The sequence below is a fragment of the Paeniglutamicibacter sulfureus genome (assembly GCF_039535115.1).
In the GTDB taxonomy this organism is placed as follows: Bacteria; Actinomycetota; Actinomycetes; order Actinomycetales; family Micrococcaceae; genus Paeniglutamicibacter; species Paeniglutamicibacter sulfureus.
Genome location: NZ_BAAAWO010000001.1, coordinates 1,379,370 through 1,399,102, shown reverse-complemented (window position 1 = coordinate 1,399,102; position 19,733 = coordinate 1,379,370). Strand labels below are relative to the sequence as shown.

At 64.1% G+C, this 19,733-nt stretch carries 22 protein-coding genes and 2 pseudogenes; 12 read left to right on the top strand and 12 right to left on the bottom strand.

The genetic code is table 11. The features are described 5' to 3' along the window. Positions 1-96: 96 nt before the first annotated feature. A pseudogene (locus ABD687_RS06335) lies at positions 97-399 on the top strand (IS982 family transposase); the annotation flags it as partial. Positions 400-489: 90 nt separating this feature from the next. Here ABD687_RS06335 and ABD687_RS06330 read toward each other — a convergent pair. Further along, complete coding sequence (locus ABD687_RS06330; protein ID WP_264271697.1) at positions 490-1,494, bottom strand: Lrp/AsnC family transcriptional regulator; 1,005 nt, start codon at positions 1,492-1,494, stop codon at positions 490-492. Positions 1,495-1,620: 126 nt separating this feature from the next. Between ABD687_RS06330 and ABD687_RS06325 the strand changes: the two genes are divergently transcribed. Then, entirely contained in the window at positions 1,621-2,862 is a 1,242-nt protein-coding gene (locus ABD687_RS06325; protein ID WP_264271696.1) for a M20 metallopeptidase family protein, read from the top strand. A gap of 57 nt (positions 2,863-2,919) precedes the next feature. After that, a complete protein-coding gene (locus tag ABD687_RS06320; protein WP_264271695.1) occupies positions 2,920-4,236 on the top strand; it encodes an MFS transporter in 1,317 nt (438 codons plus the stop codon). Between the two features lie 452 nt (positions 4,237-4,688). Here ABD687_RS06320 and ABD687_RS06315 read toward each other — a convergent pair whose 3' ends face one another. The 4 genes from ABD687_RS06315 to ABD687_RS06300 form a co-directional block, all read right to left on the bottom strand. After that, a complete protein-coding gene (locus ABD687_RS06315; RefSeq protein WP_264271694.1) occupies positions 4,689-4,991 on the bottom strand; it encodes a DUF4193 domain-containing protein in 303 nt (100 codons plus the stop codon). A gap of 195 nt (positions 4,992-5,186) precedes the next feature. After that, a complete protein-coding gene (locus ABD687_RS06310) occupies positions 5,187-5,390 on the bottom strand; it encodes a hypothetical protein (RefSeq protein WP_310292653.1) in 204 nt (67 codons plus the stop codon). Positions 5,391-5,475: 85 nt separating this feature from the next. Continuing rightward, the gene (locus ABD687_RS06305; RefSeq protein WP_310292656.1) at positions 5,476-6,588 is read right to left on the bottom strand and encodes a glycosyltransferase family 2 protein; all 1,113 of its coding nucleotides are present in this window, start codon (positions 6,586-6,588) and stop codon (positions 5,476-5,478) included. Positions 6,589-6,723: 135 nt separating this feature from the next. Then, positions 6,724-7,263, bottom strand: coding sequence for a hypothetical protein (locus tag ABD687_RS06300; protein ID WP_264271691.1), 540 nt, complete (start codon positions 7,261-7,263; stop codon positions 6,724-6,726). A gap of 255 nt (positions 7,264-7,518) precedes the next feature. Here ABD687_RS06300 and csrA point away from each other — a divergent pair, with 255 nt between their 5' ends. From csrA to ABD687_RS06285, 3 genes are all read left to right on the top strand, one after another. Beyond that, positions 7,519-7,785, top strand: a complete 267-nt coding sequence (csrA, locus tag ABD687_RS06295) for a carbon storage regulator CsrA (RefSeq protein ID WP_217391056.1) — start codon at positions 7,519-7,521, stop codon at positions 7,783-7,785. 131 nt (positions 7,786-7,916) lie between these two features. Beyond that, entirely contained in the window at positions 7,917-8,465 is a 549-nt protein-coding gene (locus ABD687_RS06290) for a hypothetical protein (RefSeq protein ID WP_310292661.1), read from the top strand. Between the two features lie 175 nt (positions 8,466-8,640). After that, positions 8,641-8,904, top strand: a complete 264-nt coding sequence (locus ABD687_RS06285) for a hypothetical protein (RefSeq protein WP_310292663.1) — start codon at positions 8,641-8,643, stop codon at positions 8,902-8,904. A 531-nt stretch (positions 8,905-9,435) separates the two neighbouring features. On the opposite strand, the gene ABD687_RS06280 is transcribed toward ABD687_RS06285, so the two are convergent. The 3 genes from ABD687_RS06280 to ABD687_RS06270 all read right to left on the bottom strand — a co-directional run bounded on the left by ABD687_RS06280 (position 9,436) and on the right by ABD687_RS06270 (position 11,711). Further along, positions 9,436-10,650: an IS481 family transposase gene (locus ABD687_RS06280; protein WP_302266470.1), complete on the bottom strand. Its 1,215-nt coding sequence runs from the start codon at positions 10,648-10,650 to the stop codon at positions 9,436-9,438. 266 nt (positions 10,651-10,916) lie between these two features. Next, a complete protein-coding gene (locus tag ABD687_RS06275) occupies positions 10,917-11,126 on the bottom strand; it encodes a hypothetical protein (protein WP_310292666.1) in 210 nt (69 codons plus the stop codon). Positions 11,127-11,219: 93 nt separating this feature from the next. Further along, positions 11,220-11,711, bottom strand: coding sequence for an N-acetyltransferase (locus ABD687_RS06270; RefSeq protein WP_310292669.1), 492 nt, complete (start codon positions 11,709-11,711; stop codon positions 11,220-11,222). Between the two features lie 258 nt (positions 11,712-11,969). Between ABD687_RS06270 and ABD687_RS06265 the strand changes: the two genes are divergently transcribed. The 3 genes and pseudogenes from ABD687_RS06265 (at position 11,970) to ABD687_RS06260 (ending at position 13,359) form a co-directional block, all read left to right on the top strand. After that, positions 11,970-12,797: a TetR/AcrR family transcriptional regulator C-terminal domain-containing protein gene (locus tag ABD687_RS06265; protein ID WP_310292672.1), complete on the top strand. Its 828-nt coding sequence runs from the start codon at positions 11,970-11,972 to the stop codon at positions 12,795-12,797. Positions 12,798-12,830: 33 nt separating this feature from the next. After that, positions 12,831-13,001, top strand: a pseudogene (locus ABD687_RS20700) (DNA/RNA non-specific endonuclease); the annotation flags it as partial. Positions 13,002-13,143: 142 nt separating this feature from the next. Next, entirely contained in the window at positions 13,144-13,359 is a 216-nt protein-coding gene (locus ABD687_RS06260) for a hypothetical protein (RefSeq protein WP_310292675.1), read from the top strand. 182 nt (positions 13,360-13,541) lie between these two features. Here the strand turns inward: ABD687_RS06260 and ABD687_RS06255 are convergent, their stop codons facing one another. The 3 genes from ABD687_RS06255 to ABD687_RS06245 all read right to left on the bottom strand — a co-directional run bounded on the left by ABD687_RS06255 (position 13,542) and on the right by ABD687_RS06245 (position 16,089). After that, the gene (locus tag ABD687_RS06255) at positions 13,542-14,225 is read right to left on the bottom strand and encodes a response regulator (RefSeq protein ID WP_264271683.1); all 684 of its coding nucleotides are present in this window, start codon (positions 14,223-14,225) and stop codon (positions 13,542-13,544) included. Beyond that, on the bottom strand, positions 14,222-15,280 hold the full coding sequence (locus ABD687_RS06250) for a sensor histidine kinase (RefSeq protein ID WP_310292679.1): 1,059 nt from the start codon (positions 15,278-15,280) through the stop codon (positions 14,222-14,224). Before ABD687_RS06250 ends, ABD687_RS06255 begins: the two co-directional genes overlap by 4 nt. Before the next feature lie 116 nt (positions 15,281-15,396). Next, positions 15,397-16,089 (bottom strand): DUF2306 domain-containing protein, encoded by a 693-nt coding sequence (locus ABD687_RS06245; RefSeq protein WP_310292682.1) that lies wholly within the window; start codon positions 16,087-16,089, stop codon positions 15,397-15,399. Positions 16,090-16,300: 211 nt separating this feature from the next. Here ABD687_RS06245 and ABD687_RS06240 point away from each other — a divergent pair, with 211 nt between their 5' ends. The 3 genes from ABD687_RS06240 (at position 16,301) to groL (ending at position 19,261) form a co-directional block, all read left to right on the top strand. Further along, positions 16,301-16,801 carry a hypothetical protein gene (locus ABD687_RS06240; protein ID WP_310292684.1) on the top strand — a complete coding sequence of 167 codons (501 nt, stop codon included), beginning with the start codon at positions 16,301-16,303 and terminating at the stop codon, positions 16,799-16,801. A gap of 488 nt (positions 16,802-17,289) precedes the next feature. Beyond that, positions 17,290-17,586 carry a co-chaperone GroES gene (gene groES, locus ABD687_RS06235; protein ID WP_217391057.1) on the top strand — a complete coding sequence of 99 codons (297 nt, stop codon included), beginning with the start codon at positions 17,290-17,292 and terminating at the stop codon, positions 17,584-17,586. Between the two features lie 61 nt (positions 17,587-17,647). Beyond that, positions 17,648-19,261: a chaperonin GroEL gene (gene groL / locus ABD687_RS06230; RefSeq protein ID WP_310292687.1), complete on the top strand. Its 1,614-nt coding sequence runs from the start codon at positions 17,648-17,650 to the stop codon at positions 19,259-19,261. A 134-nt stretch (positions 19,262-19,395) separates the two neighbouring features. Here groL and ABD687_RS06225 read toward each other — a convergent pair whose 3' ends face one another. After that, positions 19,396-19,620, bottom strand: coding sequence for a helix-turn-helix domain-containing protein (locus ABD687_RS06225; RefSeq protein ID WP_264271678.1), 225 nt, complete (start codon positions 19,618-19,620; stop codon positions 19,396-19,398). Positions 19,621-19,733: the final 113 nt, after the last annotated feature.

Genomic DNA, 19,733 nt, shown 5'->3' with positions numbered 1-19,733 from the left:
CCCCAGCCCATGTTTTGGGCTGGGGTCTGTTAATTGGTACGCCCAGCATGGGCATTTGCTTGGAAGCGTTTTCATGAAGTACGGACTTCGCTGGCAGAGTTCGAGCGCTTCGTCACCGAGGACCTCGGAGCGCACCTGATCCGACCGGACCGCAAGGACGAAAGACCCAGCCTCGGACGATTCGGTGGCATCCGCCAATGGATCGAGTCGGTCTTCGACACCCTCAAGGGACAACTCGGCCTCGAACACCACGGAGCGCGAACCCTCGAGGGGCTCTACGCCCGCGTGGCCTCAAAGCTCCTGGCCCTCTCGGCGGGCATCTGGCACAACTGGAAAACCGGCGACCCCTTAGGACGAGCATCTGGAAAGCGTCCCTGGTTGCAGCACTGTCATGACTGAGCTTGCTTCGGGCCGAAGTGGGCGGGACGAAGGGGATCGCTACGTGAACCGGTGAGTGGGAGGGCCGGTGACGGGCATGGTGCGGCCGAGTCAACGGGGCAGTGCCGGCACTACTACCTCGCCGGTCGCCGTCGTATCGGGATTCAGCATTACGCCGACGCGCTTGGGGAACTTCACCGTGAGCGAGCTTTCGATGATCCGTGCGCGAGGGACGGCGGCGAGGAATTGGTCCTCGATGCCCAGGACCTCCGCCGCCGAGCGCATCCACATGACGAAGGTGAAATTGCTGGTGCCGGTGGTCGAGGCGCAGAGCCGCAGGCTGCGGAAGCCGCGCAGGACCGCGACGGCGCTGTCCCGCTCCTCCGGCGGGAGGCTGGCGAACCACTGGCAGCTGACCGGGTAGCCGGAGTAGTTCTGGGCGACGTCGCAGCGGAACAGGAGCGTGCCGCCGCCCAGCACGCGGTTCAGTTGCCGGCGGGCGGTGACCGGGTGCAGCCCGGTGGCCTCCGCAATTTCCATCGCCGTCGCCCTTCCGTTGCGGCTGAGGACCTGGACGATCGGCCAGTACGAAGACGGCGGGGGCCCGGCGTAGCTGCTAGCGCTGGGAGAGACGAGGGTGCGCAGACGGGCGCGCTGCGGCGCACTGAGCGCCTCCAGGTTCCAGCGGTCCGCGGTGGCGTGCATGGCCGTGCACATGGCGCTCCGGTACTTGACGATGCCGGGGATACGGGCGATCTGGGGGAGGACACGGCCGGTCAGGTCCGCCCAGCTGGGCGTGGTGACGGTGAGGACGAGATCACGGTTGCTCGCCGATTCCTCCACGGAGAGCACCTCCGGAATGGCGCACAGGGCCGCCTCCACTTCGTCCCGGCGGCGCAGCTCGCAGTCGATCTCGACGAAGCTCAGGGTCATGTGGGCAGGATCGCCGAGCAGATGCGCGGTCACCCACGCCAAGCCCGCGGTCCGGAGCCGTTCCCAATGCGCCGCCAGCGTGGTTGGGTGCCTGCCCAGGACGTAGCCGGCATCCTGCCAGCTGATCCGCGGGGCCAACTGCAACACATTGATCAGGGCGCGGTCGTCTTCAGATAGGTCCATTAGCGTCTTTTCTGATCGATTTTTCGCCCTACTGGCGGAAAAGAGATTTATTTCTGCATTCTAGTCGATTATGAGTCACCTCACGCGACAATTATCAGAGCCGCTAAACACGAGGAGTTACCACCCATGTCAGTTATTGCCGACGCCCACGAGCTCAAGGACGACATCGTCCGTTTGCGCCACCGGCTGCACCAGGAACCTGAGATCGGGCTGGAGCTGCCCCGCACGCAGGAAAAGGTCCTCGAGGCGCTGGAGGGGCTGCCGTACGAGATCACACTTGGTCGTGAGACCACTTCGATCACCGCCGTGCTCCGCGGCACCGCCCCGGATTCCGGAGACCGCCCCGAAGCGGGCGGCGCGGGACGGCCGGTGGTGCTGCTGCGCGGCGACATGGACGGGCTACCGGTTCAGGAAGCCACCGGTGTGGACTACACCTCCCGCATCGAGGGCGCGATGCACGCCTGCGGCCACGACCTCCACACCGCGATGCTTGCCGGAGCCGCCACGCTTCTGGCCGAGCGCCGGCACCAACTCGCCGGCGACGTTGTCCTGATGTTTCAGCCGGGCGAGGAGGGGTTCGACGGTGCCGGAGTGATGCTGCGCGAGGGCGTGTTGGATGCCGCCGGACGCCGCCCGGACGCCGCTTACGGGCTGCATGTGATGTCCGCGATGGAACCGAACGGAATGCTCTTCACCAAGCCGGGCATCCTGATGTCGGCTTCGGATGGGCTCGTAGTCACGGTGCATGGGGCCGGCGGGCACGGCTCCGCGCCGCAAGCAGCCAAGGATCCGGTGACGGCCGTCTCCGAGATGGTCACCGCGTTGCAGGTGATGATCACCCGCCAGTTCAACATGTTCGATCCGGTGGTGCTCAGCGTGGGCCTGCTGCAGGCAGGGACCAAACGCAATGTGATCCCGGATTCGGCCCGTTTCGAGGCCACCATACGAACCTTCTCCGATTCGAGCCGCGAGAAGATGATGACGGCGGCGCCCCGGCTGCTCGAAGGCATCGCCGCCGCCCACGGGTTGGAAGTCGTGGTGGACTACCGGCCCGAATATCCAATGACCGTCACCGACGGCGCGGAGACGGAGATCACCGAACGGGTCATCAGCGAACTCTTCGACGGGTCGCGCTACGCCCGGCTCGCCCAGCCGATGAGTGGATCCGAGGACTTCTCACGGATCCTCGCTGAGGTGCCCGGCAGCTTCGTCTGCCTCTCCGCCGCGGACCCGGAGACCGATCACCGGACCGCCGCGTTCAACCACTCGCCGTTGGCCACCTTCGACGACAACGTACTCGCAGACGGAACCGCCCTCTATACCGAACTGGCGCTGAACCGTATCGCCCAACTTGCCGGCGCCCGCTGACCCAAGCGTCTTCTTCCTTCCCTCTTTCTTCAGTTCTTTCATCTCAGGAGCCCTTCCATGGACATACCCACGCAGACCGCCTTCGACGGCGGCACCCCGGCCCAGCCCTCGCCACCGGCTCGCCCGGTCAGCAGGCGCCGGACCGTCATCGGCACCGGCATCGGCAATGCCGTCGAATGGTACGACTGGATGATCTACGCGACCTTCGCCCCGTTCTTCGCCAGCCAACTCTTCAACAACCAAGACCCCGCTTCCGCCGTATTGTCCACGTTGGCGATCTTCGCCGTCGGCTTCCTCGCCCGGCCGCTAGGCGGCTTCGTCTTCGGCTGGCTGGGCGACCGGGTGGGACGGAAGTACTCCATGACGCTTGCGGTCGGCATGTCCTCACTGGGCTCCCTGCTGGTCGGCATTACCCCGACCTACGCCGCAGTCGGCGCATTCGCCTCGGTGATGCTGCTGGTCGCCCGGCTGATCCAGGGCCTGGCCCACGGCGGCGAGCTGCCCTCGTCCCAGACGTACCTCTCGGAAATGGCGCCACGCGAGCACCGCGGTTTCTGGTCCACCCTGATCTACGTCTCGGGAACCCTGGGCAACCTGGTCGGAACGATGTTGGGTGTGGTCCTGGTCATGGTGCTCAGCAAAGAGGACATGCTCGCCTGGGGCTGGCGCGTCCCCTTCCTGATCGGCGCGGCGCTGGGGCTGTACGCCCTGGTCATGCGGTCGCGAATGAAGGAGACGGACGTCTTTGAGCACGAGTCGGCGGCCGAAAAGCGCGAGCCGATGTGGCCGCAGATTGTCCGCCACCGCAAGCAGGCGATGCAGGTAATCGGCATGACCATCGGCGGAACCGTTGTCTATTACACCTGGGGTGTGCTGGCTCCCACCTACGCCTCGACCAGCCTGGGCATGGACCGCGGGGCAGCCCTGTGGGCCGGAGCCGCGGCCAACATCGTCTTCCTAGCAGCGCTCCTGCTGTGGGGGAAGGTCTCGGACAAGATCGGGCGCAAACCCGTGCTGTGGATCAGCATGGGCGGAGCGGCCCTGATGCACTTCCCCATGACCTGGCTGCTGCGGGATTCCCCGTGGCAACTGTTCGTGTCCATGTCCGTGATGCTGGTGTTTATCGCAGCCTCAGCGGCGATCCTTCCCGCGGTCTACTCCGAGATGTTCCCCACCAACATCCGCACCGTCGGCGTAGGCGTGCCGTACTCCATCGCCGTGGCGATCTTCGGCGGCACCGCCCCGTACCTGAACTCATGGCTCACCGGCAGCTTCGGTCCCATCGCCTTCGGCCTCTACGCCTTGGTGCTGCTGCTGATCAGTATCGCCGTGATCTTCACCATTCCCGAGACCAAGGGCAAAGACCTGCGCTGACCGATCTCCAACCCGACTGAAGAACTTGCCTCCCCTTGACCGCTCAAGGGGACGCCGGGGAACCGTGAATTTCATGTCCCCTGATTCGTCAGGTCAGTCGGTAGCACCTCATCCTTGAGCGGTCTCACTTACTTGATCAGGTGGCTTTATCACCTGTCGCGATTCTCGCAAGAAGACGATGCTGTGCGTTATGTAACTGCTGCTGGTCGTTGTAGGCAGCATGTGCCTGCTGGCTGACCGTGTAGTTTTAGGCATGAGAGCAGCCCTCCTGCCAGGTAGGACGTGGAAGACCCTGACCCTGATTTGGATTCCGGGTCAGGGTGTTCCACTTCCAAGGAACCGGGACTGCTACTTTGATGGCTTTAAGCACGGAAACCCGGATGTCCGTCTGCAATACAGACGGCCATCCGGGTTTTCAGGCAAATGTTTCCGAGGAGTGACGCTCGGGACTTTTAGAGTTCCGCGCAGTCGCGGCAGATCTTGACGCCATCGACTTCCTTGGCGGCCTGGCTGCGGTGCCTGACAACGAAGCATTCTCCGCAGACGAACTCATCCGCAGCCTGGGGGACAACTTCCACCACGAGCTCATCGAGCACGATCGCGCCCGGAAGCTCGGTTCCGTCGGAAAGGTCCGTTTCCTCCAATTCGGAATGGACACTTTTCGCCGTGGGCGCATCCATTTCCTGAACGGCCTTCAGGGTGCGCTCGGAAGCTTCGGCTACATCCGGGCGTGCTTCGTCGTAATCCTGTGCCATGGTTATTCCTCCCGATTGTTCAACACGTTTCCGAAATTGTAGATGCCGTGGGTAGCAGGGGCAAACCGAATTCCGTGCGAGGTGAATACTGACGCTTTTGTGAAGCAAAAGCATTCAACAATCCATGGTGTTGGCCGCGTGCTCGAAGGATGAAACCGGGATCCTTCCAGGAGAATTTTCCCGAACGGGTCCTGGTTAGTCTGTCGGTTCGCCGGCTTGCGCCTGGTCCAGATCGGCCTGGGCTTCCTCCGGGTCCGGTTCCTCGGGGAAGGTCTCCGAGTGCTCCTTGTCCTTCGCCGGCTCCGCTTGGTCTTCCCGACCTGTTTCGGGAATTTCAGGCTGCGTCACATCGTCCGGGTTTGAGTTCGAGTCGGGGTTGGTGTTCTCTGTTTCAGCCATCAGGGGTTCTCCTTCGTGTGAAGCCTGCAATGTTCGGCGCGTGCGGGGCCTTCCCTCGATTCGGCAAGTCCCTTGTTGCCGGCGTTCATGCTGCCGGATCGCCTACGCCGTAGGTCGACTCTAACGATGCGGATCGAGGGGCGGAAGGATTTTGGTCGTTGCCGCGAACGTTCGGAAGCATGTCCGGTTCCAGGGTGAAGGATCTGTTGCGGAGCCTCCGGCGCAACGTGGAGGGCGAATGCGCCGACACCTTGAGCTTCGTGCCTGCGTAGGGCATGCCTCCGGCAACCCTGTGTCCCATGGCGACCCAGATGCTCAATGCCCGTTCAAGAACCCAGACCGGAGCCCATAAGGCGGCACCGCCTCCAAACACCTGGGCCCCGCCGTCACGTCGCCGTCCGATCTCGGCGATCGCCCAGACCGCGAACGGCCAGGCGAAAGCCAGGCCGGGTCGGCCCCGCAGGGCACGGTAGATGCCGGCCAGTATGAGCGGGGCATAGCAAAGCTCCACGGCTAGGCGCAGGGGCTGGGCAAAGTCGTCATAGGCCTGGCGAACACGCTGTCCCGAAAAATGTTTGAAGGTGGGCGGCAGGCGGCGGACAAAGACATCGTTGGCACGGATTTCCCGGCCCCCGGCGGCATCGATGGTGCGCAGCAGTTCAAGGTTCTCGAAGAGGACGTGGGCGTCATATCCCCCTGCTGCCATCAGTACCGAACGGCGCAAGGCAAAGGTTCCCGGATAGTCGGCTCCAAAGGCCCGGTTGACCAGCGAACGGGCGGTGTCCAGCCGTGCGTGCCACGGCAGTGGCGCCAGGTAGTTCTGCGGTCGCACGATGTCCGCGCGCTCGAGCAGGTCCAAGACCTGCTCCAGCTGGATCCGTTCGTAGCGCACGTCGTCGTCGGCAATGACCAGGAGTTCGTCGCGCGCGGCATGCACTCCCGTGAGCACACCGGCGACCTTGCCGTTGGCCCCCGGCATGGGAACCGGTCGCAGGTGCACCACTGCCGAAGGAAAGCGTGCTGCGTGGTTTTCAAAAAGGTCGGGTTCGGATCCGTCCACCACAATCACCCGGACCCACTTGACGACGTGGCCAAGGTATTCGGCAAGGTCATCCAGGCCGGAGTCGGAGTGCCATTTCAGCGGCAGGATGTACGTTGCCTCGGGAAATGTCCCAGATGCACTTTCGGTTCCCATCATTCTGTTGTCACCTATGTGGTTGCTCGGGATGCGACGTGAACGTCCTTGGGGTGCCACACCCCAAGGACGTTCACGGTCACGCATTTTGTCTGGAGTTGATACTTTGGATCACCGTGCCGGAGCACGGAATCCCGCTCAGTCCTTCAGAAGTCCGAGCTTGACGTTTTTCGGCCGCTGCATCTCGCCGTGCTTGGCGCCCAGCACGATCACCGCGGCGGCGAAGCCGGGAATTGCCCACTGCAGCTGGCGAAGCTGCTTTTGTGCCTTTGCCAATTCGGGAGATGTTTCGGGACCGGGCTCGGTTGCACCGCGGGCCCCTTCATCCGACAACTCATCGACCTTCTTGCCCAGGACGGCAGCATAGAACGTGACGGCTGCGCCGGCCACCGTCACACCGGTCTTGATCCATGTTGCCGACATGACGCCGTCCTGGGCTGCATACCGACCCTTGTTCTCCCAGAGGATCGGGCCCAGCGAGGCCAGGTGGGCTGCAAATGCCGCGGTTTGGACCGGGGCCCATTTCTTCCAGCCCAAGCTGGAGAGCCGGGTCCTTTCCGTGGAGTCCTTCGCTTGGGAAGTGGCACCGTTCAGACCCACAGCACCCATGAGGGAACCGCCGAACCAAGCGGCTGCGGACAGGTCATGGATTGAGCGGGCAAGCAGGTTTCCGGACATGGGGCATTCTGCCTTTCGTAGTAGCGGTTTGGATGCATTCCACGTTGCTTCACCCACACCGGCATGTAAAGGGATTTGCAAGGCGTCGACCGGTCTGGGTTCGGAACGATGGCAGCGCCTCCCCATTTGGTCGATTCCTGACGGGGACCAAGCGCGTTGGGGTGCGGCTCAAAAGCGAGGACCCGCGGCAAGGACTGGCCCGCAGGGTGGCACGACAGTCAAAACCGGTGATGGGCACCGGGTTATGATGGCAAGGTGCTGGTACTTACGCGGAAGGTCGGAGAACAGGTCCTGATTGGCGAGGACATCGTGGTGACTGTCCTGGATGTCAAAGGCGATTCGATCAAGATCGGCTTCGACGCGCCCCGCGGCATCAAGATCCAGCGGGCCGAGATGATCGCCGCCGTGACCGAGGCCAACCAGCAGGCCGCCGCAGCCGCCACCGAGGACGCCGAGGCCCGGCTGAAAGCCCTTTTCCCCGCTTCGCCCAAGCCCGCCGCACCGGATGCGCCGAGGGCGTAGGCATCGGCACGGATCCTGTGCCCGGGCAATCGGCGCTTGCCCGTGCTTGATTCTGCGGCACCTGCATTTCAGATGGGGTCACCGATGAGGTGCAAATGCCACGGTTCCAACCGAGGTAGGTACTAGGAGAGATGAAAGAACCAACCGAAGCCGCCGTGCAGAGCGAAGCGTTCATACTGCTTCCGCACACCGTGACCGATTTGGATGACTTCGTTGAGAATCCCGACAGGTATCTGGTCAGCATGTTCAACGAGCCAGAGCGAGCGGCCGATTTATGGCGGGAGCGTCTCAAGAAGAACCCGTACGGCAGTGACGGCTTTCTCTCACTGACCTATTACGGGCACGACCTGATCTCCGCGGATCTTTGGGACGAGGTCTCCGGCATTTGGCATGCCCTGCTTGAATTGGTCGAAGAATTCATTCAGAAGGGATCAGCCGAAAGGCTTTTTCCGGACCAGCCTGTTCCTCTCCGATTGCAGGCGAAGGGGCGGACGGCGCTCTTCAGCGTCAACAGCCAAACTGCCATGGTTGATCCGAAGGACTTTATTCCTGGTCTCCTGCATGAAGCCGTTCGGTATTATTCGTGGATCGAACAACATCTGGGAACGGACGAGAACGAATCCATCCGGTACATCCATTCAATCCGCAGCGCGTTCCAAGCGGAATTCTACTCGGATTAAAAGGGACTGCTCCGTAGGGGCGTTTTGGGTCTCAACCGGTGCTGCCGCCACGCACACCAGCTACGTCCCCGTTGCGGCCGATCGCGGCCAGCAGATTCGCCTGCGCGCCACCGGCACCAGGGCCGGGTACACCCCGGCCGTACGGTACTCGGCGGCCAAGCGGCCCGGCTAAGGGGTGCTGGCCAACACCCCGCCCCGCATCACCGGCACGGCACTGGTGGGCCGCAAAATGACCGCCGACCCCGGCAACTGGACCCCGGGCACCACGGTGCGCTACCAGTGGCTGCGCGAGGACAGCATCCGGATTACCGGCGCCACCTCCCGGACATACGTGCTGCGTCCGGCCGACCGGCGCAAGATCGTATCCGTCCGCGTCACCGGCTCCAAACCCGGCTACCGCAGCGTGGTCAATTATTCCAACGTGCGCCCGGTCAAGTAGACGGCCGCCCCGGACAGGGCACGCGCAACGCAAAGGCCCGGCCACCAAGATGGTGGCCGGGCCTTGCAGTCGTCGGGCCCGGGCGGCCGTAGACACCGAGTTGCGCGTCTTGGAGTGCCGCCCATGGAGCGACTGCCGGGGTATTCTTCATCGGCAGCAACCGATGGTGCTGCACTCGAGACCGCACTACCGCACCCACAATTCGGGACGAGAAATCATGAGGGGACCACACAAGCCGACCATTCACTCCAGTGGATTGACTTCCGCGGCCCAGTTGTTGCGGTGGCGTCTCGGCTTATGGGCGCCCGATGGTGCATGTCGTTGCTTCACATTGAGGTTGGATGCATGCCAGGGCTCAGGCTCTAAGCGCCGCGGCATCCTGGTGGGATGGGTTCGAACGGTACAAGGGCCCACTTGTGATGTCGCGGGACATGGTTCATATATGTCCCGCGACATCGTTCGTTAAGATGGGTCTCCGGTTTTTGCCGGGGACTTTTTCTTTTTCCCTTGGATGTCCCGCGACATCGTTCCTTAGGTTTGGTCTTCGGTTTCTTCCGGGGGCTTTTTCTTTTTGCCTTGGTAGTCCTTGGTGGCGTCCAGGGCATACTCGCCGAGAATTATTCCGCTGCCGGTTTCGAACACGGTGGCGTCGTTGTCGGCCACGAGAATCGTGACGCTCTTCCCGATGCCTTCCCGGCCCAGGCCCAGGTGCAGCAGCCTGCCGTGGTGGCGCAGGGAGACCTTGCCGGTGGCATCGATCCTGTCGGTTCGCACGCGGTAGTGCTGCCCCGCGTGGTGGCCCTGCGGGATGGCCTTTGGCCTGGCCGTGTAGGCCTGGTCCGGGGTTCGCCTCTCCAGCGCTCGGTGGGGCCGCTCGGTGTTGTAGATCCGGGCGAAGAGCTCCAGGTCCGTGTTGAGCTGCTCCAGCGTCCCCGCGGGGTCCCGGGTGGCCAGCCAGCGCTTGAGCGTCTGGTGGAACCGCTCGATCTTCCCCTGGGTTTGCGGGTGGTTGGGCATGCCGTTCTTCTGCACGATCCCCAGGTCCCGCAGCGTCCGCTCAAAGCCGTTTAGCCCGCCCCGGCCCCCGGCGAACCGGGCGGTGTAGACCAGGCCGTTGTCGGTCAGCGTGGAACCCGGGAATCCATGGGTGTCGGCGGTCTGCAGGAACGCTTCGAGCACCACGGGCCCGGTCACCGGCCGGTGGGCCGTGCAATAGAGCAGGAAGCGGGAGTGGTCGTCCAGGAAGTTCAGGATCTCCACGTCGCTGCCGTCGGCCAGCGTCCAGTGGGTGAAGTCGGATTGCCAGGTCTCGTTGGGTTGCTCGGCCTCGAAGCGGTGCCAAGAAGCGCGCGGGCGCTTGCGTGGCTGGTCCGCCACCAGGGACTCGGCGCGCAGGATGCGGTGGATGGTGGAGGCCGCCGGCACCGCGAGGCCTTCCCGGCGCAGGTGCCAGGCGATGGTCTGGGCCCCGGAGTCAAGACCCCTGGCCGTCAGCTCGCGGCGCAGGGCCAGGATGCGTTCCTGCACGGCGCCAGTGGTGGTTTGGGGGCTGGAGAGCGGGCGCCTGGATCGTGGTTCCAGCCCCTCGTCCCCCTGAGCGCGGTGCCGGCGCATCAATTCGTAGACCCAGCGCCGGCTGACCCCGAAGTGCTCGGCTGCCTGCGCGGGGGTGAGGCGACCCTGGACGATGGACTGGATGATGAGGTTGTTTTTTCCCATGGTCCATCGTCTCCGCGTATGAACGATGTCGCGAGAGATGGGCGGGGATTATTGGTAGACCCATGTCGCGCCACAGCGGCCCACCACCAGAATGGGCTTCATGTCCCGCGACACCGCTGCACTGTCACTGTGCACGATGTCCCGCGACATGTGGGAACGATGTCCTCGCTTCAGACAGTACAAGGGCCCACTCGTGAACGAGCGGGCCCTTGTCTTCGGTGTGCGGATGGAGCAGGTCGACCCCTACAGGAGAACCCAGGAGGTCTCCTGCAGGGGCCTTTTCTTCTTACGGCTCAGGCCGTCAGCACGGGCGGGCTGGTATTGGCGGGCATTGCGGGCATCGGGAGTGCGGCTTCGCTGGCCCGGGCCACGTCGGCCGGGACAGCTCCGTGATCCAGGGCGGTGCGGACGATGGCTTTCAGGGCTTGGCTGCGTTCGCTCAGCACCACTCGGGCGGCGGCCACGTCTTCGGCCGCAGCCCGGATCAGATTCAGTTCGTGCACGTATTTTCCTGTCGTTGGTTGGACGGTTTGCCTTCTGGGGGTGGCGGGGCGGCAGGTTTGCTCCGGGAGGCATGCTGGCCTGTCTGCCCCCGCTCAGGTGGCTGGAATATTGGCCGGTGCCCCATTGACCCGAGGGTCGGAGGGCGATGGAGGTGTCCAGGAAGAATGGCCTCGTGAGATGGACTGCGGCACCGGCAGCGTGTCGCATTCCTTGGCGGTGCTGCGGCGCTTGGGGGATCCAGTGAAGCGCACGTAGCCCATGGGCCGCCGTTGCGGATCACTTCGACCCAGGAAGCGCTGCCTCCACAGCTCGGGGACCAGCGGGGCGTATTCGGTTTTCTCGTCCATCAGGGTTCGCAGGGCGAGGCAGAACGGCATGATGGCCAGGCGGCTGCGCCGTACGTCGTTAAGGACATGCAAGAGGAGTTCCTCGATGAGTTCTTCGGACCGGTAACGGCGCTTGAGCTGGGTGTAGTGCACCCACATTTCGTTCTCACGCATGCCGTATTGCACGAATCCCGCCAAGTCGCCGGACTCGTAGAGTTCGTAGCGGCATTGTTCCCGGTTGTTCTCGATCACGCGCATGGTGTGGGCCTCCCGTGGGGGGCCGAGGGTGCATGGGCCGGGAGGCATGGAGGTTCGAGCGCAGTGGCTCGTCGTCGGGACAGTTGCGTGGAAGGTGGTTTCCGGTATGGGCGATTCATGGCGTGCTCCTCAATGGGAAATACCCTGGCTCGCTGCTGAACCGTTGTATCTGGTGAAAAATCTGTGTTGCCTGCAATCTCTACGCTGTAGATATCTACTGTAGACCTTTGTTGTAGACGCTACATGTAGACTGTTGGTATGGCAACCCTGCAGAACCCCTGGCAGGGCCGCACACTACCCATGGAGTCCGATCACCGCATGCCCGAGAATCCGACCCGAGACGACGCAGTCCCGGAGCAAGAGCAGGGTCCGAACCAGGTGCCTTCCGGGGCGCCGGCCCCCAAGCGGCGAGAGCGGCTGACGCGTGAGATAGTGCTGGCTGCGGCCCTGCGCCTGGTGGACGACGAGGGCCTGGAAGCCCTGACCATGCGCCGGCTGGGAAAGATCCTTGATCGCGATGCGATGGCCCTCTACCGGTACGCACCCAACCGCGCCGCGTTGCTGGACGGCATCTCGGAAATGGTGCTCCAGGAACTGGTTATCGAACCCGTCGACGCCGACTGGCAGTCCCAGTTGCGCAAGGTCGCCCACGGGTTCCGGCACTTGGCCCTGGCCCACCCCCATGTGGTCCCGCTGTTGGTCACCCGGCCCCTGTCCACCCCGCTGGGCCTGCGCCCACTGGGAACGCTGCGCCCGCTGGAGCAGATCCTGGCGCTGCTCATCCATGCCGGGTTCACGCCTGAAAGTGCCCTGCACATCTACCGGGCCTATTACGGATATATCTACGGCCACATCCTGAACGAACTCCAGGAACACATCGTCGACCCAGAGGAAAATGAGGCCATCCTGCGGCTGGGCCTGCACCGGCTTCCGCCCAAGGAGTTTCCCCAGCTGCGCAACCTTGCCTCCGTCCTGGCCGACTACGACGGCGCCGAGGAACTTGATCAAGGCATCACCATCCTCTTAGCCGGACTCGAGGAGCGACTCCGCCCCGTCACCGCTCCCGAACCAGGACGGCCCGCCTAGGGGCCTTCCGCCACTGGGGGAGCTCCGAAGCCCCTGGCGGTTCCCCACGCGCGGGACCGCAGGTGTTCGCCTTGGCAACCTGCCCTAGCATCGGCGAATCGGCGCAGGGCCAACCGTGACTCCTTTTACTACGGCAACATCGCCCCGCACACGGATGACTTCAACCAGAGCAGGCAGGAAGGGATCTGGAGTCGGCTGGAAAACGCGCTCTACGAGGACGTCAATGTCCAGGACCTGCGGCCAGCGTCTTTGCCGGCCCCGTCTTACGTCGCGATGACCGTGTGGACCGGGGCGTGGCCCTGCCTCGGAATACTGGAAGCTGCTGGCGTTCCGGGAACAAGGAGGAGTGAAGGCCCGGGACTTCCTACTGACCCAGGACCTCGACCCTCTGCGGGCCGTGCCGGCCCTGGACGAGTTCCGGATCTACCAGGTATCCGTGGGCGAACTTCAAGCGCGGACGCTGCTTCAATTCCCCGAGGTGGGGCAAGAGTCCGGAATATTTCCGGTTGATCGGGCGGCCGGCCGGAAGCCGATTGCGACCGCAGGGGACATCACCTGGTAGCCCGTGCGCAAGGTATCAAACTGCGCCCGCCCAATATCCCCGTGCTCCATTCGCGACACCCTGTTCTGGATGACTCGGGTTCGGCCGGCCTGCCAGCTGTACCCGAGTCACGTCGGAAGCTTCACGCAATTCGCGTAGTCGGAAGACAAAGACTTCCTCGAGGATGCGTTTCCCATGGACCGCTAACGCCCTGTCGGCGTGGCTCCTGGCCGACGCGGGCTCCGCTTGGTCTGGTACGCCCAAATCGCGATCTCGACTCGGTTTCGGGCACCGAGCTTCGCCATCAGGCTGGCGACGTGGGTTTTCACGGTGCTCAGGGTGATGTACAGCTCGCTCGCGATCTCGTTGTTGCCCAGCCCGCGGGCAACGGCCGCCAGCACCTGCTCCTCCCGTTCGGTGAGCGGCTCGACCGGTTGGGCGGGGGCAGCCGCCGGCGCCGCATCCGCGAACGCCTCGAGCAATCGCACCGTCACATTGGGGGCGATCAGCGCATCGCCGCTGGCGGCGGCACGCACCGCCTGCCCAAGCAAATCCGCACCGGCATCCTTCAGCAGGAAGCCCTTGGCCCCGGCCCGCAGGGCCGCATAGACGTACTCGTCGAGGTCGAACGTCGTGATGATGACAACCGCCAGGGGATTCTCCACGCCCGGTCCGGCGATGGCACGGGTGGCCTCGATGCCGTCCTGACGGGGCATCCGAATGTCGAACAGGCAGACATCCGGTTGAAGACGGCGAGCGAGCGCCACCGCCTCGATGCCATCGGATGCCTGCCCCACGACGTCAATGTCGGGCTGCGCATCGAGGATCATGCCAAGGCCGGTGCGCACCAACTCCTGGTCGTCGGCGATGAGCACGCGAATCGTCATGTGGTCCATCCAACACGAGGGAGCACTGCGGTCACAACCCAACCGCCGCCGGGCGCTCGGCCGGAGTGGCAGGTGCCGCCGAGCAGTGAGGTGCGTTCCATCATTCCGGTGATGCCGTAGCCCGGCGTCGCGGCCGGCGCCGCTTCACCGTCGTTGGTCACCGTCAGTCGCACTCCACCCTCATCCACCTCGAGGGCCACGTCGATGATGGAGACGCCCCGGGCATGGCGGCGCGCGTTCGTCACCGACTCCTGCGCCAGCCGGAAGATGGCGCCGGCCACGGTCGGCGGGATGCTCTGGGTATCACCGGTTATGCGAACATCGACGCGCGGACCGGCCGCCCCGGGGCCAGCCACTTGCGCAGTGTTGGCGAGCTGCCCAACGTCGGCGATGGTCCGGCCGGGAGCCAGTTCAGGCTCCAGTTCAGGCGCGTCGCCCTGACGCAGCACGCGCACCATCGAGCGCATCTCGGCAAGGGTCTTGGACGCTTCCGCCTCGATCACGCGGAGCGCATCCGTTGCCGCTTCCGGCTTCAGGGAGGCAGTCGCCAGCCCGGCCTGGGCGCGGATGGCGATCGCGGAGACGTGGTGGGCGACCGTGTCGTGCAAATCCCGGGCGAGCATTTCCCGTTCCAGCAACTTGGCGCGGTCGATCTCCCGCATCCTTGCCCGTGCCCGGTAGCGGAAGGCAACTCCGAGGGTGACCACGATGACGGTCAACCCGACCTCTCCGACGATGTCGGCGAAAGGCGCACCGCCCAGGCCGGAAACCACGAGGTTGGCGAGAAGGATGCCGGACCCGAGCATGAGGTCTCGGCCTTTGCCCCATCGGAACAGTGCGTACGCCGGCACGATGACGTACACGCTCGTGTAGAGGATCGAGTTGCCCATCAGCAGGGTCGCTACTGCCACGGCGCCGTGCGCGATCGCGAGCATGGGCAGTGGCAGGGTCCGCCGCCACAACAGCGTGGGGGCCGAGCCGATCACGATGATCGCCGCTAGCAGGGGTTGGGAGAGGTCGGTGCGGAGAGTAGCCTCCAGCAGTGCGACAAGCACGACCACCGATACCAGCGCCCAGTCCCGCCATACCCGGCGTGGGGGAGGGGGAACTGCGCCTGGCGCATTCCACGCGGAGCGCAAGAGACCGGTCACTCCTTCATGATACTGGCGCATCAGCGGGGGCCTGGGAATGCGCGGGCCATCTGGGCGCGCCGGCGAATCACGAACTCGGCGACTGCGGCGTTGAGAACCCACGCTGCGCCCATGAGTAGCGCATCGGTCAGGCTGTTGACCGGCCCAACGCCGAGGATCCAGAACGCGAACACGACGGCCTGGGTTCCCGCCGCAATGCCAAGCGCATAGGCGCGGGTCATCCAGGCGCCGTGAGCGCTGAAGTCCCGGCGCTTGAGCGCGATGATTCCAAGGAATATGCAAGCCGCCATGGCCGCGCCAAAGGACAACCGGAAGACCATAAGCAGCGCGCTGCCGCCATCCGGCGATGCGTAGAAAGCTGTCATCCACAAACCGGACAGGGCAGCGAGCAGGCCGGCGGGAATTAGGATGCCGCCGGCGATGCGATGCCAGCCGCGCCGGCGGCGAAGCGACGGCACGAACTGGAACGCACCGAGCAGACAATATACCGTGGCGCTGGCGATGTGGGTGATCACCGGAATCGGCGAGGCGAAGAATCGGGCGTTGTCTGGGGTGATGACGCCGCCGCTGGTCAGCTCGGTGACCCGGAACATGCCGGCGATCACCGGTATGAGGCTGAGGAGAATCAGCCCGGCGGGTGCCAGCCACGGGGCTCTGCGGCGTTTGGGCGGCCAACCGTTTTGAGCGCGGCTGTTGGTGGTTTCAGTTGTCATGACTCGATCCTCGCCCGTAAATCGGGGGAAGACATCGGCAGGTTGGCCGAGGACCAAGCCGTACTTTCGGTCGGTGCGATTCGGGCCATTCCGACGATGCGCGCTCTCACGGCGGCAGGGAAAGTTGAGTCAAGACAGCAACAACATCACCCCAGGGTTTTGCCACCGCACCCGCACCGTCGAAACCGCAGCATTCGAAAGGTACAAGACAATGCCATCCTCCGCCTCGTCAACGCTTCCGGTTTCCCAGCCCCAAGTTTTGCAGCCCCAAGCGGCAGCACCGCTCCCGGATCTGACCACCGGGCCCGGGCAACTGCCCACCTTCCGCCTGAACATGATGCGCGGCGGCTATCTCTTCATGGCAGTGGGTCTGATGATCGTTAAGTGGCCGCTGCTGCTCCAGGCATCGTCGATGCCCGTGTTCGAAGGGGTGGTTCTCTGCATTCTGACTGCCATGTCCCTGCTGGCGTTCCTTGGTCTCCGCTATCCCCTCGGGATGCTGCCGATTCTGCTGTTCGAAACGATGTGGAAGGTTCTGTGGCTCGCAATCGTGGCGCTGCCCCACCTGATCGCCAACGACATGGATGCGGCAACGGCGACGATGCTCTTCAACGTTCTCTTCGTTGTGCCGATCCTTGCCGTGACCCCCTGGGGCTACGTCTGGAAGCGCTACGTAATGACACGCGGCGAACGATGGGTTCGAGGGGCGTAGGAAATGGAACAGCGGTGGGAAGTGAACGGCACTTTCCGACAATGAGGCAGGGGTATTCCAGGATGAAGGCGTCCTGCTCGTGGGGATGGCGCCGTTGTTCATGTTGGGGAGGCCAGAGTGAATTCCCCTCGACGGTGCCGGTTCCTTGGGAAAACCGGCGGGAGGTCCGAGGGGAGCCCCGCTCTTCTCCGACTACCCAGTACTTACCCACGATTCCGATGTCCCGATCAAGGTTCGGCAAAGTGCCGACTCCCAGCGCCACTTCGGAGACATCGGCGCAACTCGTTAGATGCGCCGAGGGCGTAAATGACCCCGTAATTAGCACTCGCCTTGACCGAGTGCTAATGGTTGCCTAGAGTCATTGGTGGCGCCTGTCGATCCCGGCAAGTGCTGAAAGCCTGAGGTAATTCACCAGCTGGCACCGCGACGACGGTTGGTACCACCCGAACGGCCCGTAAACCATTGGTAACTCACGCAAAGGAGAGACGATGTCCGTCTCCATTAAGCCTCTCGAGGACCGCATTGTCGTCCAGCCGCTCGAAGCAGAAACCACCACTGCTTCCGGTCTGGTCATCCCTGATTCCGCCAAGGAAAAGCCGCAGGAAGGCAAAGTCGTGGCAATCGGCCCCGGCCGCGTCGATGACAACGGCAACCGCGTCCCCGTTGACGTAGCCGAAGGCGACGTCGTGATCTACTCCAAGTACGGCGGAACCGAAGTCAAGGTCGGCGGCGACGAGTACTTGGTGCTCTCGGCCCGCGACGTCCTGGCCATCGTCGTAAAGTAGTTTTTCCTCGTAAAGCCCCGGCCCCTGGCCGGGGCTTTACGTAGCTTATAAGGAGCAAGACATGGCAAAGCAGCTAGCTTTTAACGAAGAGGCGCGACGCGCCCTCGAAGCGGGCATTGATAAGCTCGCAAACACCGTCAAGGTGACCCTCGGCCCGCGCGGCCGCAACGTGGTGCTGGCAAAGGCCTGGGGCGCACCGACCATCACCAACGATGGCGTGACCATCGCCCGTGAGGTCGAGCTGGAAGACGCCTACGAGAACCTTGGCGCGCAGCTGGCCAAGGAAGTAGCCACCAAGACCAACGACGTTGCAGGCGACGGCACCACCACCGCCACCGTGCTCGCACAGGCTTTCGTCAAGGAGGGCCTGCGCAACGTTGCCGCGGGCGCCGCCCCGGGCGAAATCAAGCGCGGCATCGAAGTTGCCGTTGAGGCAGTTGCGCAGCGCCTGAAGGACAACGCCGTTCCGGTCGAGGGCAAGCAGGTCGCCAACGTCGCGGCCATCTCCGCACAGAACGAGGAAATCGGCGAGCTCTTGGCCAAGGCCTTCGAGACCGTTGGCACCGATGGCGTCATCACCATCGAGGAATCCTCCACGACCGCCACCGAGCTGGTTGTCACCGAGGGCATGCAGTTCGACAAGGGCTACCTGTCCCCGCAGTTCGTCACCGACCCGGAGCGCCAGGAGGCCGTCCTGGAGGACGCGCTGATCCTGGTCAACTCCGGCAAGATCTCCACGGTTGCAGAGTTCCTGCCGCTGCTGGAAAAGGTGCTGGCCGCCGGCAAGCCGCTGTTCATCATCGCCGAGGACATCGAGGGCGAAGCCCTCTCCACCCTCGTCGTGAACAAGATCCGCGGCACCCTGAACGCCGTGGCCGTCAAGGCCCCCGGCTTCGGCGACCGCCGCAAGGCCATGCTGCAGGACATTGCCATCCTCACCGGCGCACAGGTTGTCTCCCCGGACCTGGGGCTGCAGCTGGACCAGGTCGGCCTCGAGGTGCTGGGTACGGCTCGCCGCATCACCATCACCAAGGACTCGACCACCATCGTTGACGGTGCAGGCACGGTCGAGGACGTCAATGACCGTGTCTCGCAGCTGAAGGCCGAACTGACCCGCACCGATTCCGAGTGGGACCGCGAGAAGCTCAACGAGCGCCTCGCCAAGCTCTCGGGCGGCATCGGCGTGATCAAGGTCGGCGCAGCCACCGAGGTCGAGCTGAAGGAACGCAAGGCACGCATCGAAGATGCCGTCTCCTCCACCCGCGCCGCCCTCGAAGAGGGAATCGTTGCCGGCGGCGGCACCGCATTGGTTGACGCCCTTGCCGTGCTGGACACCGACCCCGCCGTGCTCGCCCTCACCGGCGACGCCGTTGCAGGTGTCGGCATTGCCCGCCGCGCCCTGGTCCAGCCGCTGCGCTGGATTGCCCAGAACGCCGGCTTCGACGGCTACGTCGTCACCGCCAAGGTTTCCGAATCACCGGCCAACGAGGGCTTCAACGCCCTGACCGGCGTGTACGAGAACCTGATCAACGCCGGCGTCATCGACCCGGTCAAGGTCACTCGTTCGGCGCTGCGCAACGCTGCATCGATCGCCGCCCTGGTGCTCACCACCGAAACCCTGGTCGCCGAAAAGCCGGCCGCGGATCCGGACTCGCACGCAGGACACAACCACTAACACGCAGCAAGCGTGGCAGTGCACTAGGCGCCGCCGGCAGCCAGGTTCCCGTTTCCCCTTTGGGGGGCACGGAAGCCCGGAGGCCGGCGGCGTCTGGCGTTGTGCGCTGGACCGGTCGACACCGACGGGCCCGGCTAGTTCGAGGCGGAAAGGCGCACCGGTGCCGCCGCGTGCGGCTCGGCGATGAGGTAGTCCTTCACGGCCTGGGCGGGAACCCGGTAGGACCGGCCGAAACGCACCGCCGGCAGTTCCCCTCCGTGCACCAGACGGTACACAGTCATTTTTGAGACGCGCATGGCCAAAGCGACCTCGGCGACAGTCAGGTAGTGGGCTTCCTCGAAACTTTCTAAGTCAACCATGTCATCCCCCATCAAAGTGTTGCTCATCCCCGGACGAAACTGCTGATACGTCGCATACCTTCAACCAATGGTGCAACGTTGACCTCATCGTAGACTCAAGTTCCCTGGGGCAC